Below are 16,368 nucleotides of genomic sequence, written 5' to 3'. Positions count from 1 at the left end.
TAACCGACCGAAGTCGCAAGAGCATGCGCGCCCTCGCCGATCTTTCCGAGCGCGCTCGCGACGTGCTCGCGGGCGGCTGCGACTCTCCGGTGCGCTCCGGTTGGTCGATCGGCGAGGCGATGTTCGTGCAGGCGTCGGCGAGCGGCGCGTACGCATATGACGAGCGCGGACGGCGCTACGTCGACTACGTCATGGGGTACGGCCCTCTGCTCTTCGGTCACACGCATCCCGCCTTGATCGAACGCCTCGACGAGCTCGCAAGCGCCGGGTTCGTCTGGGGAGCGACGCATCCGCTCGAGGTGCGCCTCGCCGAGCGCATTCGCACCCATCTCCCCTCGATGCAGCGCATGCGATTCGTAACCACCGGAAGCGAGGCCGTGATGAGCGCGGTGCGCGTCGCTCGCGCGTTCACGGGACGCGATCTCGTGCTCAAGTTTGCCGGCAACTACCACGGGCATTTCGACCTCGCGCTTCTCGATGCCGGGGCGTCGGCGCAGACGCGCGATGCGCGGCAGAGCGGGATTCCGCAAGGCGTGACGCGCGACGTAGTGGTCACGCGCTACAACGATCTCGATTCGGTGGATGCGCTGCTGCGTGGGCGCGAAGGCGAGCTCGCCGCGGTTCTCGTCGAGCCGGTCTGCGGCAACATGGGATGGGTCCCCCCGGCGGTTGGCTTTCTCGAAGGATTGCGGGAGCGCTGCGACCGGTACGGCGCGCTGCTCCTTTTCGACGAGGTCGTTACGTGGCTGCGCCTCGGTCTTGGTGGAGCGCAAGGGCGACACGGCGTCGTGCCGGATCTCACGACACTCGGAAAGATCATGGGCGGAGGCGTACCGATCGCAGCCTTCGGTGGGCGCGCGGACGTGATGGACGTGCTCGCTCCGGACGGCGCCGTTTTCACGGGCGGGACGCACGCGGGGAACCCGTTCTGCGTTGCAATGGCGCACCGCGTGCTCGATCTTCTCGAAGCGCATCCGGAGTACTACGCGCAGATGGACGCGCTCGCGCGGCGGCTCGCTGATGGCCTTCGCTCGATCTTCGCCGAACGCGGCTTACCATATGCCGTCGTACAAGAAGAATCCATCGTTGACTTCGCGTTTCGCCCCGGCCCGCCGACTCGCAACTACGACGATGCGCGGGCCGCGGACAGGCAACGGTACGCGGCGTACTACCGCGCTATGCTCGAGCGCGGCATTCTGCTCCCGCCGTCGCAGAACGAAGTGATGTTCCTCTCGACCGCGCACACGGCGCAAGACGTGGACGAGACGCTCGCGGCCGCCGAGGAGGCTCTTGCGTCGTGAACGAGCGTTGCTGTCGCGGGGCGCTATCGGTCTAGACCCGGTCGCAACCCCGGCCGAAAGCTCCCGCGCGAATCCAGCGGCATGCCGCCGGGGGCCCCTGTCGGGGCTCGAACCCGAATCCACGTCTTGCGAAAAACGCGTTCTATCCAGTTGAACTACAGGGGCACCCAAGTCTACCTTCACTCGAAAGCGGCGGCCCGCAAGGCCTAACGAGACAAAAAGAGAGACCTACTGAGGTCTCTCTTCGTCCAACCGGTCACGTTTTCGCAAGACGCATGGATAGTATAGCACAAGCCATCCGCATATTCGCGAAATGTCGCCCGCGACGTTGGGATGAAACCTTACGGTAACGAGCTCCCCTTGAGCGGCGGGACGCGCTCTCTGACCGGCGTCGGGTAGACCGCCGGGCTGCGTACGCCGCGCGCATCGATGCTACGCACGCCGAAGATGTAGTCGTCCTTCGAGGCGTCGATGGTTGCCGAGAGAACGTCGCCGACACGATGGGCGTACTGCCACGTCGACGCGTCCGTCGCGCGCCAGAGAATCTCGTACCCCACGGCGTCCGCAGCCGGTCGCCAGCGCAGAGTCGTCGTGTAGCTGAGGTGCCTGAGCACCATCTGCGCGTTGCCGGGTGGCGCCGGGCCGAGTGCGAGCGTTGCGAGCGCGGCTACGTTGGCCTTCGTCACGCGGGCGAGGTAGGCGGGATCGATGTACTGCGGCAAGTCGCCGTACCGGACGCCGTTCTCGACGCGCACGTCCTGATGCTGATGCGTGAAGTTCTCGTGCGCTTCGACGAAGCGCACGGCGGGGTAGCCGACGGCCTGAAACGACTGCTGGTCGCCGCCGCGCAGAAAGCGGTCCGCACGATAGATCTGGCGCACCCGCAAACCGGGAACGTAGACGGGAACGATCTCCGCGACGAAGCGCGACAGCTCGCGCGAGGGGGAATCGTTCTCCGAGCCGATGGCGTTGACGCGCGCGTCCACCGTGCCGGTGGGCAGCGCTTCGCTGAAGACGCGCACGATGCCGGGCTCGGAGAGCCCGCCGCCGCCGTCGATCGAGCCGATGATGTCGTTGTTGAGGACGGCCAGCACCGGCGCGCGCGCCGAGGCGAGCTCGTGCGCGTAGTGATTCGAACCCCACAAGCCGAGCTCTTCGCCGTCGAAGCATGCGAAAACGATCGTGCCGTGGAAGTGCGTGCGTGCCATGACGCGCGCCGCCTCGAGCACCGCCGAGACCGCCGAACCGTTGTCGTCGGCGCCGGGCGCTACGCGCGAGCCGTTGGTGCAATCGCCGTTGCAATCGTCGTAGTGGCTCGACATGACGTAGATGCGGCCGGGTTCGTCACCGTGCAACGTCGCGATCACGCTCGATTCCGTGACGGCGCGCGGGGTGCGCGGCGTCTTCGGCTGCACGTACGTGTCCAGTGCCACGCTCATGCGACCGTGCGTGGTCGCGGCGACGGCACGAAACTCACCGGCGATCCAATCGCGCGCCGCGAACACGCCGTGCGTCCTCGTCGACGTCGTCTCCGAGAAATCGTTGCGCGTCCCGAACGCGACGAGGCGGCGATCGTCGGCGCCGACCCGTGCGGCGCTGACCTGTGCCACCAGCGCAGCAACGCGAGGATCGGGAAGAAGATGAGGGATGGCGCCGGCGGTGGGTACCGCGGCGAGGAGCGCCACGGCGAAGAGTGCGGTGCAGGGAGCCTTCATGGCTACTGCATTTCACGAAGCCAAGTCATTCTCCTGAATCCGGCGCAGGAGCCCGAGCACGACGGCGGTTCCTCCTCCCGGGAGCCGGCGCAGGGAGAACATGTCGGTGCAGCGCTGCATCAGCGGGATGCCGCGGCCGCCTTCGGACATCGGCTCGGGAAGCGGCAGGATGCGGTCGACTGCCGAGCGATCGACGCCGCGTCCGCTGTCGATGATCGTCGCGATGATCTCCCGCTCGTCGATGCGGCATTGGACCTCGATGTCGTGCGTCGTCTCGGAATGCTCGACGGCATTGGTCACCGCTTCTCCCACGGCGAGCAGCAGCGTGTCCAGATCGCGCGACGCGACGTGGTGTCGGCGGGCAAAGCCTGCCAGCGTCTTGCGGACGCCTGGAACGTGACGCGCGTCGGGCGGTATACAGACCCGAAGCACACGGTCGCTTCCGTCGCCGACCTCCGGCTTTCCCCAACTCATGGCAATTAACCATATATCCCATCAGGGAGCATGCGCTAAACCCCAGGCCGTCGTATACGTGCTCGCGTGCGCCGACGGCACCCTCTATACAGGATGCTCGACGCACTTGGCCCGGCGTCTACGAGCACATTCCCGCGGTACCGGTGCGCGGTACACGCGCAGCCGCTTGCCGGTCGCATTGCTGGCCTGGTGGTACACGCGCGGGCTCAATACCGCCCGCTCGCACGAAGCGCGCTTCAAGCGCCTCGACCGGCCGGCTAAGCTTGCCCTACTCGCTCGTGACGAGGCCTTTGGCTGTCCGCTGCACAAAGCACCGGCTCTTACGACGCCCGCACAGGTAACTGAGAACATGAGCATGACCCCACCAGATCCGTCGGAGATCGCGCAGAGCGCGCAGCGCGCGAACACGTCGCGCGTGCGCATCGCCACCGACCACGGCGACATCGTCTTCGAGCTCTTCCCCGACGACGCGCCGCTGCACGCGGCTGCGTTCGTGAAACTGGCCGACGCCGGGTTTTACGACGGTCTCGCGTTTCATCGCGTCGAGCCGGGATTCGTCGTGCAGGGTGGCGATCCGCGCGGTGACGGAACCGGCGGCCCGGGATACCAGCTCAAGGCGGAGTTCAACGCGCGCCCGCACCTGCGCGGGACGGTCGCGATGGCGCGTGCGTCGCAACCGGACTCCGCAGGCTCGCAGTTCTACATCTGCTTGGACGACGCGCGCTTTCTCGACGGCCAATACACCGTCTTCGGGCAGATGACCGACGGGTTCGAGGCGCTCGATGCGATTCGTCGCGGCGACACCATGCGCTCGGTGCGCGTCGAGCCGCGCTAGGGAAGCTCTGAAGAAGTCGCTGCACCGAGCGCAACGAGCGTTTTGGCCGGAGATCGAGGAGCGAGGAGGGAGCATAGCCCGGGCGCTCTGTGACCGACGCAGCGACGACGAGCTACGGCAAAAACGCCGTTGCCCATTGGGTTTGCGCCCTGAGGGCTCGTCTGCGGCGTCGCCCGCTCGGTCACAGACTGCCACGAGTATGCTTCCTCGCGGTCTCCTACCATCCGAACCCTCAGGGCGTCAAACGATCGGTACATGGACTTCTTCAGAGCTTCCCTAAAGATCGCTGCCGGCCACCGAATCGTACGTAAGCCGCGCGACGCGGCGAATCGTGTGCAAGCACCTCGCGTAATCGCCGATGCCCTTCGTGAAAATCGACAGGATGAACGGGGAGTCGCCGAACGGCTCGACGATGCCGGCGTCGTTGCGCGTCCCGTCAAGCTCGCCGTCCTTGTCCGCAACGGGGGTCCCCGGCGGTAGCCCGGCCGGGATCTTGTCGCGGTCTTGCTGGTGGAGCATCAGGCCGACCATGTGACGGCAGTGCCGCGGCTGCACGATCGTCGGCACGGCCTCTCGCGCGCCGTACTCGATCTGATACAGGAGGGTGGCCATGTCGTACGGCGTCGTGACGTTGAGGTCGTGCACTTTCCACGGAACGTCGATGAACAGCCTCGCGAGATGGGTGTCGAGCATGCCGGCCTGTACCCCGACCGCGTTGATGAGCTCCATGCCGAAGTGGCTCATGAGCATGTTCGCGGCGGTGTTGTCGCTGTAGAGAATCATGGGCCTGATGAGATCTCCGACGCGCAGGCGTTCGCCGTCTGGGAGGGTCTGCATGTAGTCGGATCCTCCGATGAGGCGAGCGCGGTCGAACCGAACGCGTTCGGCCAGCGCGCCCGGCGCGCGTTCTTCGGCGTAGAACGCCGTCGTCATGACGAGCACTTTGATGGTCGAGGCGCAGGGGAAGCGCTCGTACGCGTTGATCGCATAGAGCGCCGGTCCGGTGGCCATCGTTCTGGCGAAGACCCCGAAGGTGCCGTCTCCTTGCGCGAGCAGGTCGGAGATTTGCTGCTCGAGCTCTTGCCCGCGCGCGCCCCTCGGCAGCACGGCGGCTGCCGCCGCCGCGAGCGCCGTGCCGATGAATCCACCGCGCTTCACGATCCCGTTCCTTGGTACCGGCGCAGCCCGACGTGCCAAAAGCCGTACGCAACGCCGGCCCACGCAACGCCGATCGCCGGCGTGAGCAGCCCGACCGCCGGATTCAATCCCAATCCCGTCTCCTGTTTCGCGAGCAAGAACGTCGCTGGAAAGTAGTTCATGAAGGCAAACGGCAGCACGAAGGCGAGGACGAGGCGCACGCCGCGCGCGTAGATGCTGATCGGATAGCGCGTAAAATCCTGTTCGAGCGACATCACCGCCCATCGCAGCGTATCGACCCGAACGAACCAAAACGAGAGCGTCGCAATGACCAGTGAGATGCCGAGATCGATCAGCGCCCCTCCCGACACGACGAGCGCGATCAAGAGCAGCAGCAACGGGGTGACGTGCAGGCCCGCGACCGGAATGGCCAGGCCGAGCGTCACCAACGCGAGCACGAGGCCGTCGGGAATCAGCTGTTGCGGAACGATCAGCACCTGGAAGAGCGCGTCGAGCGGGCGGATGAGGAATCGGTCGAAGCGTCCCTCGCGGACGAAATCGGGCACGCTGACCACTTGGAAGAAGAACGCGTTGTGCAGCTCGTGTCCCGTCATCCAGAGCGCGTAGAGCAGGAACATCTCACGGAACGTCCAGCCGTTCATGGACGGGAACTGCCGCATCGTGACGTAGAGGGCTCCGAGTGCGACCGCGTGATAGACGATCGTGAACGCGAACCACATGACGAAGTTCGCTCGGTACTCGAGCATCGTCAAGACGTTGATACGCCAATACTGCGCGTACGCCGCCAGCATCAACTCGTGATTCCGTGCACCGTCGCGTTAGCCCCCTTGGATGACGATGCGCCGCGCCGCTGCGCGCCAGACGCCGAATGCGGCCAAGCCGAAGGCTGCAAGCCAGAGGATTTGCACGGCGAGGGCTTCTTGCCAGCCGCTCGGAGGGATTATACCGATGTAAATCAAGAGCGGCGTCGAGTAGATCGCGGCAAAAGGCAATGCGAAGAGCACGCGGCCGGCCAAGCCCGGGAAGAGCGTCAGGGGGATGATCTGCCCGGAGAGCAAGTCGGAGACCCAGCGGACGATGAGCTGGAGCGCAAACGTCTCCAGCGTCCAGAAGGCGATGGCATTCATGCAGAAGTTCAGCGCGAAGTTGACGCAGTACGCGACGAGGAAAGAAAGCGCAAAGACGGCGAGCGTGGCCGGCCGCGGCACGTCGATGTGGACGAGCAGCAGCGCGCACAGCAGCGTCGGTATCACGAGGACCGCATAGAGCAGCGTGCGCCCCGCGCCGTCCGAGAAGAAGTACAGCGGCAGGCTGATCGGCTTCATGAGGTCCGTCGCGATCGTGCCTTCACGCAGTCTCTCGCGGATCAACCGCGTTCCGTCGATCTCGAGCACGAGCGACATCAGTAGCGCGACCGTTGCATACGTGATCATCGCATGCAGCGGGAGATTCATGGGCGCGGCGTTCTGCGCGTAGAGCGCCGTCCATAGACAACGCAGCAGGTATACGCGCAGGATCAGCGACCCGACGTTAGTGAAGACCTCGAAGCGATACGTCGCCTCACGGGCGAACGCTTTCTTCGCAAACTCCCAATACGGAAGAACCAGCGCGGTCACGTGGCGACTACTTTCTACTTACCGCCTCGTTTGCGCAGCGTTTCTTGCCGCCGGCGCTCCATCTCCGCGAGCTCGAGCATCATCGCGTTGTCCACGCCCTCGACATGCGGCGCCTCCGGAATCTCCTCCGGAACGCTCGGCTGCTTCGGCGCCGTGCGCTTCGGCGTGTCGACGGCGGCGTCGTCGGCGTGCGCTTTCCGAAGGAAGTCCGCGTACGTCTGCGCGTTGCGCGAGCGGACGTTCTCGCCTTGTGCGGCGGCGATCGGCACATGCGAGTCCGCCGGCAGCGAGGCGTCTACGACGTAGGCGTGCGGAGCGATGACGCAGCGCTCGCCGAGCGTGAGGCGCTTGCTCGTGGCGCGCAGCACCGCGTGCTCCATGACGACGCACTCCTCGCCAATCTCCACGGGCGCGCCTTCGGCGACGATGACGGCGCCATGGAGAACGGCGCAGCCTGCCGCGATCGTCACGTCCCCGCTGACGATGGCGGTCGGAGCCACGTACGCACTCCGGTCGATGCGCGGCCGCTTCGCCCCGCTGGAATAGATCACGTCGATGCCTCCTCCGGCAAGCGGTCGTAGCCCTCGATGTAGATGCGGCGAATGATCGATTCCAAGTCCGGCTCCTCGATGCTCACGTCCTCCAGCGCATAACGTTCGCTCGCCGCTCGAATGAGCCGGTCGGCGCGCTCCCGCGTGCGGTCGAAGCGCAGCCGCGCCGTGGACCCCTCGACGCAGACCAGCTCCGCGCCTTCCAGCTGCGGCCGTGCGACGGGCTGCGCGAAGTGGACGACGAGCGTTCGAAAGCGGCCGTACTCGTTCTTGATGCGCTCGACGTCGCCGTCGTAAATGATCGAGCCGCGGTCGATCAAGACGATGCGGCGGCAGAGCCGCTCGACGTCGGCGAGGTCGTGCGTCGTGAGGATGATCGTCGTTCCGCGCTCCGCGTTGACGCGCGCGATGAAGGTGCGTATCGCCTCCTTTGCCACGACGTCGAGGCCAATCGTCGGCTCGTCGAGATAGATGATCTTCGGATCGTGGAGCATCGCCGCCGCGAAATCGCCCCGCATTCGCTGACCGAGAGAGAGCTGCCGCACGGGCGTACGGATGAAGTCTTCCATCTCGAGCAGCTCGACGAAGGCATCGAGATTACGGCGGTAGCGGTCGCGAGGAATCGCATAGATCGCGCGGAGCAGCTCGAAGGATTCGACGAGCGGCAGATCCCAATAGAGCTGGCTGCGTTGTCCGAAGACCACGCCGATGTTGCGAGCGTTGCGGCCGCGGGAGGCGTACGGAACGACGCCGGCCACGGTCACGTTTCCGCTCGTCGGGACGAGGATGCCGGTGAGCATCTTGATGGTCGTCGATTTCCCGGCGCCGTTCGGTCCAATGTACCCGACGAGTTCGCCCGGCTCGATCGCCATGGTCACCTGCGAAACGGCGACGCGCTCCTCGTAGGCGCGCGAAAAGAGCGTGCGCAGCGCGCCGAGCGCCCCCGGTCTGCGGCGTACGGTTCGGAAGACCTTGCGCAGGTCGCGGGTCTCGATGATCGGCGGCACGAGTGCTCACAGTATTCAAAACGCGCGGTCCCGAAGCCCGTTGCGGTGCGCACCATCGTTACGATCGGCAACGAGTTCGGCGCCGGCGGCACCGGGGTCGGCCGTCGAAGCGCGGAGCTGCTCGGCTTCGACCTCGTCGACGATCAGCTTCCCGTCGTCGTGGCCAGGCGTCTTCAGATCAGCGCCGAGGACGTCGAGGCCGCCGAGGACACGCGGCGGTCGATGGGCGAGAGGGTGCTCGCCGCGCTCGAGCGTGCGACGCCGGAGCTGGCGCAGCCGAGCGTTGCGGCCGAGCTCGGCGAGCGATATCTCGCCGAGGTGCGCAATGCCGTCCTCGAATACGCCGCTCGAGGGCGAGTCGTGATCCTCGGGCGGGGCGCCGGCGCAATCCTCGGGCGGCGCCCCGACGTGCTTCGCGTCTTCCTTTACGCACCGCGTGCGTGGCGCGTCGCTCACGTTGCGCGGGCCTACGGCGTCGAGGAAGGCGGTGCGAGCGAAGAGGTCGACCGAATCGACGCTGCCCGGCGCGCGCACCTGCGCGACGTCTTCGGATGCAACTTCGGCGACCCGCACATCTACGATCTCTGCCTGGACAGCTCCGAGCTCGGCGTCGACGGCAGCGCCGTCCTCATCGCTGCAGCCGCGCGCGCGTGATCGACCGCCCGATCCCCAAGCGCGCGCCGCTCCTGGCGGCGTTGCGGTATCGCGATTTTCGCCTCCTGTGGGGCGGCTTGCTCGTCTCGAATCTCGGCACGTGGATGCAGTTCACCGCGATGGGATTCTTCGTTGCGCGCATGGCCGGGTCGCCGCATCGGGCCGCGCTCTATCTCGGATTTCTCGGAGCGGCGCGCGCCGTTCCCGTACTGCTGCTCTCACCCATTGCCGGCGTCGTCGCGGACACGCTGCCGCGGCGCGCGACGCTCCTCGTGACCAATGCGGTGGAGTCGCTCGTCGCGTTGACGCTGGCCGTTCTGGCGACGCTCGGGCATCTCGATCTTGCCAGCCTCATCGTTCTCTCGGCGATCAACTCCGCGGGAGCAGCGTTCGATTCGCCATCGCGGCAGAGCTGGGTTCCGCTGCTGGTCGATCGCGCGTACGTCCCGAACGCGATCGGCCTGAACTCTGTCGCATTCAACGCGCCCGCGGTAATCGGTCCGGCCATCGCGGGGCTGCTCATCGTCTGGGTCGGCGTTGCCGGGTCGTTCTACGCGAACGCCGTGATGACGCTCGCGGTCGTCGTTGCGATTCTCCTCATGCGCCCTTCGCCAGCGAGCACGCAGCGGGGTGAATCGCTCTTCGGCGCGCTGCGGCTCGGGATCGTCTTCCTGCTGCGCCATCCGATTCTACGCTGGGTGATGCTGTCGTTCGTGGTCACGGCGCTGCTCGTGCGGCCGTACGGCCAGCTGCTCCCGGCGTTCGCCGTGAACCTGCTTCACGCCGACGCGCAGCAGCTCGGCTGGGCGGTGGCGGCGGTGGGCATCGGCGGATTCGGCGGAGCGCTCGTGACCGCGTATTTTGCGCAGCGGGAGCGCCGCTCGTACCTCTGGCTCATCGCCGGCTGCACCATGTCCTGCGGCGTTCTCCTCTTAGGCGTGGTGCCGACGCTCGCTCTCGCCTTACCGGTCCTGACCTTGATCGGTGTCGGAACGCTCGCCTTTCTTGGAACGACGAACGTCCTGATCCAGACGCTCGCGCCCGACGAGGTGCGTGGGCGTGCGATCTCCGTGTATACGATGGTGGCGATCGGCGTCGTGCCGCTCGGATCGTTGCTCGACGGCACGATCGCCGCCTTCATCGGCTTGCATGAGATGTTCTTTGTCGCCGGTGCGCTCTGCGCGCTGCTATTACTGGGGATTTGGGCCCTACGGCCCGTTGTGAGAACCGCATAAAGAAAGCGAGTTTGCGCATATTCGATGCGCAAACTCGCATGGGTTAGAGAACGAAAAAGGCCGAGCCTTTTAGGCGGCCTTTTTCCGACGACGGCGACGCGTGGTCTTGCGCGCTGCCTTCTTGCGAGTGGTCTTGCGCGCAGCCTTGCGGCGCGTGGTCTTACGCGCTGCGCCCTTGCGAGCTTTCTTGCGGCGCGTCGTCTTCTTCGGAGCTGCCGCCTTGGACGCGGCTTTCTTTCTCCGTCTCTTAGCTGCCATTATATGCAACTATCCTTTCTCCGGTCGCGAGGAGCGACCAGGGTTGTTGCCTACCTTATACAGTATTAGCGCGATTTATGCAAGTTTTGGTCGACGGCGGTATCGCGCTCGACGTCAGCGTCGCCGGATCCGGCGCGCACACCGTCGTGTTACTAGCGGGATTTCCACTCTCGCGCGAGATTTGGGATGCGACGGCGCGGGAGCTGTCGGCGCAGTGTCGCGTCGTACTTCCCGACCTGCGCGGGATGGGTGCGTCGGGTGTCGCGGACGGACCGTATCTCATGGAATCGCTCGCCGGTGATCTGGCGGCGGTGCTCGATGCGCTCGGCGAGGAGCGCGCAACGATCGTCGGTCACTCCGCCGGCGGATACGTGGCGCTCGCCTTCGCGCGCATGTTCGCGGAACGCGTGCGCGGGCTCGCGTTCGTCTGCAGCCGTCTCGCCGCCGACGCTCCCGCCCAGGCGCGAGAGCGTGAAACGCTCGCCGCGCGCGTCGAGCGTGAGGCGAGCATCGACGCAGTCGTCGATGCGTACGTTGCGCGTCTTCTCGCGCCACAAACGCTGGCGGATGCGCCGGAGATCGTCGCTCGAGTAACCGCAATCGCCCGCCGCACGGGCCCGCGAGGCGCAGCGGCGCTCTTACGCGGAATGGCGATGCGCAGCGCGTCCGACGACATCGCGCCGGAGTTGACGATGCCCGTGCTCGTCATCGCCGGCGCGCACGACGCGGTCGTTTCGCTCGACGAAGCGCGCAGCGTCGCCGCGGCGTTTCCTCATGCTGCGCTCGTCGTTGCGCAACGCAGCGGTCACCTCCCGATGCTGGAAGAGCCTGCGTTCATCACTGCGGCACTCTGCGCGTTCATCGGAAGGATCGCACCGGCGAGCGAGAGCGGATCGTAATCGCCGACGCGAGCGTCGTCGGCGTAGGCGCTGCGCCGTGCAGCGCGAAGTGCGTCGAGCGCCTCTGGGAGCGCAAACTGTTCGCCGCCGACCCCGGCGACGAAGCGTCCGCCGCGAATCTCTCCGCGCGCCTCCATTCTGCGCAGCACGACGACGAGCTCGCGCCACGGCGGCGCGAGACTCTCCCGAGCGGTCACGTCCCGGCAGACGACACCCCAGCGCGCAAGGAGCCGAGATGCGAACGCAGCGGGGTCGATCCGCTCGCGCGCTCCCGCAAGCAGCGTCCAGCGCCCGCTCGAGGAACGCGGACGCGAACGCACACCCTTTTCACCGAGCCGGCGCTTTGCGTCGATGAGCGAGCGAAGCGCGTCGAACCCGTCGGCCGTGACGCAACCGGCGGCGACCAACTGCCACAGGGCCTCTTCGACCTCGCTCGGCAAGCGTTTCGTGGCTCGTACGATGTCGGCGAAGAACGGGGCGCCGCGATGCTCGATCTCCGCGAGGACCTCACGGGAGGCGTGCGAGAGCCCCGCGTCGTCGCCAAGCGGAGCCGGCGAGCGTACCACCAGCTGCTCGGCGCTTTCGCGCAGCAGCAGCGCGATCGGTGCCAGCTTCGTCGGGCGCACGCGAGTCCTGAGTCGAGTCGAGGGGAGCGTCGCGTCCTCGTCCGACCGAGCAAGAGCCGGGTGAGGAGAGAGCCGTCCCCACATCACGTCTCCCGAGTAGCAGAGGCGATCCAGGTACTCGGGCTTGTAGCCGGCGATGCGCGCCGGAAGAATCTGCGTCTCCCACGCGGCGGCGGAGGCTTCGAACCCTTCGAGCTGCCGCACGATCTGCAGCGTCCCGTCGACACCGTAGAGCCGCGTCGCGAGCGTCACGTGCTGCCAGCGATGGAGGAAGGCAACGTACTCGGCCGCCGAGACGGGCTCGATCTCTCGGCGCAGCCGCCCGATCGTCAGGCGATGAATTCTCGCGAGCACTCGCCGGTTGCAGTACTGCTCCGATGATGCTGCAGCGCCTGCGGTGGGCCCACCGTTGCCTGATTTCGCCGGTTTGCTTGTTGCCGTGAACGTGCCGCGCAGGAGTTGGCCTTCAGTCTCCAGCCGCAGCAATGCGCTTTCGACCGATTGCGCGTCGAGGGCGAGGCGCTCGCAGAGATCGCCGATGCTCGCCGGTCCGCTGCACTCGAGCCACCCGCGCAAAACCTCGGTCACCGCTCCGCCCTCGCGCTCGTCCGGCGGTTGCGGGTACGCACGCCGCGCGAGCTCGGCACGCTCGGCGCAGACCCAGAACCGGCGCTCGCCATGCGTGAGGACGAGCGCCCGGCGATCTGCGCAGAGGCGTTCGAACCACGGCTGCCAAGCGTCGACGGGCGGGAGGACGACGAGCGTCGTCAGCGCGTCGTGCAGCTCGTCGGCGTCGCGCACGACCGGCCATACCTGCCCCGCGACCTCGTCGATCGCGGCGGCATCGAGCAGCCCCGCGCCGGCGTCGTCGTCGCGGAGCGTTCGCCGCAGCTGCACCGCGCGCGTCCGGCGTTCCTCGAGCGGCGCGTCGTCGAGGAACGCGTACGGATTGGCGTTGAGAATCTCGTGCGAGAACGGCGAGGGCTCCGCCGTGTCGATCGCATGCGTCGCGATCTCGCCTCGCTCGATGCCGCGCAAGACGTCGAGCAGTCCGTCGACGTCCATCGCTTCGTGGAGGCAGTTGCCGATCGTCTCGCGGACGAGGACGTGATCGGGAACGCGGATCGGCCCGGTCAAGTTTTCCGCGCACGCGGCCTGATCCGGGAAGACGGACGCGAGCAGATCGTCGGAGCGCATGCGCAGAATCTGCGGCGGAACCTTTTTCCCGCCGCGGCGGCGCAGCACAGCGAGCGACCGCGTGACGTTCCATCGCCAGCGGGCGGCGAACATCGGCGCCGGCAGCAGAGCCTGGGTCAAGACGTCTTCTGCGCTGGCGGACTTCACGAACTCGAAGACGATTTCGAGTGGAAAGGCATGCTGGTCGGTGAGCGAGAGCACGATGCCGTTGTCGGTCGCCGCAGCTTGCAGCTCGAGATTGAACGAACGGCAGAATCGCTTGCGCAGCGCCAGCCCCCACGCGCGGTTGATGCGTGCGCCAAAGGGCGTGTGCAAGACGAGCTGCATGCCTCCCCCGTCGTCGAAGAAACGCTCCGCGACTACGGTGCGATGCGTCGGGAGGGCGGCGAGCGCGGCACGTCCGGCGCGCACGTACGCTACGGCCTGGGCGGCGCCGGCATCGTCGAGGCCGCACTCGGCCGCGAGAAACGCGCGGGCCGCACCGTCGTCGCTCGTCTCGATGCGCTCGCGCACCGCGCAGACTTCGCGCGAGAGCTCGATCGTGCGGCCAAGTCCCTCGCCGTTCCAAAACGGAATTGAGGGCGGTGCGCCGCGCGCGTCCTCGACGCGCACGGCCCCGGCCTCGATCTTCCGAACGCGCCACGAGTTAGTGCCAAGCAGAAAGATGTCGCCGGCCATGGATTCGATGGCGAAATCCTCGTCGAGCGTACCGATGATCTGCCCTTCCGGCTCGACGATCACGTTGTAGTTCGCGGTGTCAGGAATCGCGCCACCACACGTGATCGCCGCAAGGCGGGCGCCGCGCCTCGCGCGCAGGCGGCCGTTGACGCGATCGTAGTGCAAGAACGTGCCGCTGCGCCCTCGTGAGGTCGCGACGCCGTCGGCGAGCATCGCAAGCACGTCATCGAAATCGGTGCGCGAGAGATCGCGGTACGAGTAACTGCCCCGTACGAGCGCGTAGAGTTCGTCGGCTTCCCACTCGCCTGCGGAGCACGCCGCGACGAGCTGCTGCGCGAGGATGTCGAGAGGCGAGCGAGGGATCGTCAGCGCGTCGATCGATCCGGCGCGTAGCGCGTGCACGAGCGCCGCGCACTCCACGAGCTCGTCGCGCGTCGTCGCATAGATGATGCCCTTGGGCTTTGCGCCGACCCAGTGCCCGGAGCGTCCGATGCGTTGCAGGGCGACGGCGACGGCGCGCGGCGTACCGAGCTGGACGACGAGATCGATCGTGCCGATGTCGATGCCGAGCTCGAGCGAGGCCGTCGCAACGACGGCTCGGAGCTCTCCGCCTTTCAAGCGCCGTTCGGCTTCGAAGCGCGCGTCGCGCGAGAGACTGCCATGATGCGGCAGCAGCACGCCTTCGCCCAGTCGCTGCGTGAGCGCGAACGCGACGCGCTCGCTCATGCGCCGCGTTCCGACGAAGACCAGCGTCGTGCGGTGCGCGCGAATGTGCTCCGCGATGCGATCGTAGACCTCGTCCCACATGGCCGTGCTCGCTACCGCGCCGAGCTCGTCGCGCGGTACCTCGACGCGGACGTCCATCTCGCGGCGCGCGCCGACGTCCACGACGCGCGTTTTCGGGCTGAGGAAGCGTGCCACCGTCTCGATCGGTCGAACGGTCGCCGAGAGACCGATGCGCTGCGGCTTCTTGCCGCTCTCACGCTCGACGAGCGCGTCGAGGCGTGCGAGGGTGAGCGCCAGGTGCGCGCCGCGCTTGTCGCCCGCTATCGCGTGGATCTCATCGACGATGACCGTCGTGACGCCGCCGAAGAGACGCCGCGACTTCTCCGCGGTCAGGAGAATGTAGAGCGATTCCGGCGTCGTGACGAGTACGTGCGGCGGCGTGCGAAGCATCCGCGCGCGTTCGGCTTGCGTTGAGTCTCCCGTCCGCACCGCCGTGCGGATCGTTTCGAGACGGATGCCGCGCTCGAGGGCGCGCACCGTCAGCTCACGCAGCGGTAACTCCAGGTTCTTGCGAACGTCGTTGCTCAGCGCCTTGAGCGGCGAGACGTAGACCGCAAGCGTCCCGTCGGGCAGATCGCCGCGCTCCGCACGCCGGACGAGATCGTCGAGGCAGACGGTGAACGCGGCCAACGTCTTTCCGGAGCCGGTGGGCGCGCAGACGAGCACGTCTTCGCCGGCGCGTACGAGCGGCCAGCCGAGTCGTTGCGGATCGGTCGGAGCGCCGTAGCGCTGCGAGAACCACTCCCCGACGAGGGGATGGAGCTCCGGGATCAGGGCTTGGGGCATCGAACAGGAGTTCGCGCCGCGAGCGCCCGGTACCCAGCGGCAATCGAGGCGAGGTTGTCGATCCGGCCGTCTTCGAGCATCCTGGCGAACTCTGCGATAGACGGGAGCTCGACCTCGATGTGCTCGGTGGGATCGAGATGCGGCTCGCTCGTGCGACGCGCTTCCGCGGCTGTAAAGATGTAGGCCTTCGCGGTCGAGCGCACGGCTTCGACCGCATACTCGCCGAGCGGCTGGATCGACTCCGCGGAGAAGCCGGTCTCCTCGAGCAGCTCCCGCCGCGCGCATGCCTCGGGGTCTTCCCCGGGCTCGAGCATGCCGGCTGGGAGCTCGAGACCGACGCTGTCCGTGCCGTAGCGGTACTGGCGCACGAGAACGACGCGCTCGTCGACCGTGAGCGCGAAGACCATCACGAACCCAGCCGCTTCGCGCACGAAGTACTCCGGCACGAGGGTGCCGTCCGGCAACTCGATCGTGTCCTGCCGAATGCGAAGGAATCGCGAGTCGACGACGTAGCGCGACGCGACCCTGCGCCAGTGCGGCTTGTCCATCATCGCTGCCATACCGACGAAGCATCGGCTGCCCCTCTCGCGAA

At 66.9% G+C, this 16,368-nt stretch carries 14 protein-coding genes and 1 tRNA gene; 5 read left to right on the top strand and 10 right to left on the bottom strand.

Going from position 1 to position 16,368, the window contains the following annotated elements:
• Positions 1 to 23 precede the first annotated feature (23 nt).
• On the top strand, positions 24 to 1,301 hold the full coding sequence (locus tag VMV82_04250) for a glutamate-1-semialdehyde 2,1-aminomutase (GenBank protein ID HUY40761.1): 1,278 nt from the start codon (positions 24 to 26) through the stop codon (positions 1,299 to 1,301).
• 92 nt (positions 1,302 to 1,393) lie between these two features.
• Here VMV82_04250 and VMV82_04245 read toward each other — a convergent pair.
• The 3 genes from VMV82_04245 to VMV82_04235 form a co-directional block, all read right to left on the bottom strand.
• Positions 1,394 to 1,466, bottom strand: a tRNA-OTHER gene (locus tag VMV82_04245).
• Between the two features lie 176 nt (positions 1,467 to 1,642).
• Positions 1,643 to 3,016: a M28 family metallopeptidase gene (locus VMV82_04240; protein HUY40760.1), complete on the bottom strand. Its 1,374-nt coding sequence runs from the start codon at positions 3,014 to 3,016 to the stop codon at positions 1,643 to 1,645.
• Between the two features lie 12 nt (positions 3,017 to 3,028).
• Entirely contained in the window at positions 3,029 to 3,490 is a 462-nt protein-coding gene (locus VMV82_04235) for an ATP-binding protein (protein ID HUY40759.1), read from the bottom strand.
• Here VMV82_04235 and VMV82_04230 point away from each other — a divergent pair.
• Complete coding sequence (locus VMV82_04230) at positions 3,489 to 4,325, top strand: peptidylprolyl isomerase (protein ID HUY40758.1); 837 nt, start codon at positions 3,489 to 3,491, stop codon at positions 4,323 to 4,325. The two genes, VMV82_04235 and VMV82_04230, sit on opposite strands and share 2 nt — an antisense overlap.
• Before the next feature lie 276 nt (positions 4,326 to 4,601).
• Here the strand turns inward: VMV82_04230 and VMV82_04225 are convergent, their stop codons facing one another.
• Genes VMV82_04225 through VMV82_04205 form a run of 5 tightly spaced genes read right to left on the bottom strand, consistent with a single transcriptional unit; the run spans position 4,602 to position 8,657 of the window.
• Positions 4,602 to 5,483: a serine hydrolase gene (locus VMV82_04225; GenBank protein ID HUY40757.1), complete on the bottom strand. Its 882-nt coding sequence runs from the start codon at positions 5,481 to 5,483 to the stop codon at positions 4,602 to 4,604.
• Complete coding sequence (locus tag VMV82_04220; protein HUY40756.1) at positions 5,480 to 6,274, bottom strand: ABC-2 family transporter protein; 795 nt, start codon at positions 6,272 to 6,274, stop codon at positions 5,480 to 5,482. The genes VMV82_04225 and VMV82_04220 overlap by 4 nt, the downstream gene beginning before the upstream one ends.
• A gap of 27 nt (positions 6,275 to 6,301) precedes the next feature.
• Entirely contained in the window at positions 6,302 to 7,099 is a 798-nt protein-coding gene (locus tag VMV82_04215; protein HUY40755.1) for an ABC-2 family transporter protein, read from the bottom strand.
• A 14-nt stretch (positions 7,100 to 7,113) separates the two neighbouring features.
• Positions 7,114 to 7,650, bottom strand: coding sequence for a hypothetical protein (locus tag VMV82_04210; protein HUY40754.1), 537 nt, complete (start codon positions 7,648 to 7,650; stop codon positions 7,114 to 7,116).
• Positions 7,647 to 8,657: an ATP-binding cassette domain-containing protein gene (locus tag VMV82_04205; protein ID HUY40753.1), complete on the bottom strand. Its 1,011-nt coding sequence runs from the start codon at positions 8,655 to 8,657 to the stop codon at positions 7,647 to 7,649. Before VMV82_04205 ends, VMV82_04210 begins: the two co-directional genes overlap by 4 nt.
• A gap of 45 nt (positions 8,658 to 8,702) precedes the next feature.
• On the opposite strand from VMV82_04205, the gene VMV82_04200 reads away from it, so the two are divergent.
• The 3 genes from VMV82_04200 to VMV82_04190 all read left to right on the top strand — a co-directional run bounded on the left by VMV82_04200 (position 8,703) and on the right by VMV82_04190 (position 11,703).
• Positions 8,703 to 9,311, top strand: coding sequence for a cytidylate kinase-like family protein (locus tag VMV82_04200; protein HUY40752.1), 609 nt, complete (start codon positions 8,703 to 8,705; stop codon positions 9,309 to 9,311).
• Positions 9,308 to 10,546 (top strand): MFS transporter, encoded by a 1,239-nt coding sequence (locus VMV82_04195; protein HUY40751.1) that lies wholly within the window; start codon positions 9,308 to 9,310, stop codon positions 10,544 to 10,546. Before VMV82_04200 ends, VMV82_04195 begins: the two co-directional genes overlap by 4 nt.
• 335 nt (positions 10,547 to 10,881) lie before the next feature.
• On the top strand, positions 10,882 to 11,703 hold the full coding sequence (locus VMV82_04190) for an alpha/beta hydrolase (protein ID HUY40750.1): 822 nt from the start codon (positions 10,882 to 10,884) through the stop codon (positions 11,701 to 11,703).
• Here VMV82_04190 and VMV82_04185 read toward each other — a convergent pair.
• Together VMV82_04185 and VMV82_04180 are read right to left on the bottom strand one after the other, a co-directional pair.
• The gene (locus VMV82_04185; protein HUY40749.1) at positions 11,610 to 15,776 is read right to left on the bottom strand and encodes a DEAD/DEAH box helicase; all 4,167 of its coding nucleotides are present in this window, start codon (positions 15,774 to 15,776) and stop codon (positions 11,610 to 11,612) included. The genes VMV82_04190 and VMV82_04185 overlap by 94 nt on opposite strands.
• Entirely contained in the window at positions 15,761 to 16,336 is a 576-nt protein-coding gene (locus VMV82_04180) for an NUDIX hydrolase (protein HUY40748.1), read from the bottom strand. Before VMV82_04180 ends, VMV82_04185 begins: the two co-directional genes overlap by 16 nt.
• Positions 16,337 to 16,368: the final 32 nt, after the last annotated feature.

The organism is Candidatus Dormiibacterota bacterium (genome assembly GCA_035532035.1).
GTDB lineage: Bacteria > Vulcanimicrobiota > Vulcanimicrobiia > Vulcanimicrobiales > Vulcanimicrobiaceae > Tyrphobacter.
The sequence above is the reverse complement of the archived record's forward strand: the minus strand, read 5'-3'. Positions and strand labels throughout refer to the sequence as shown.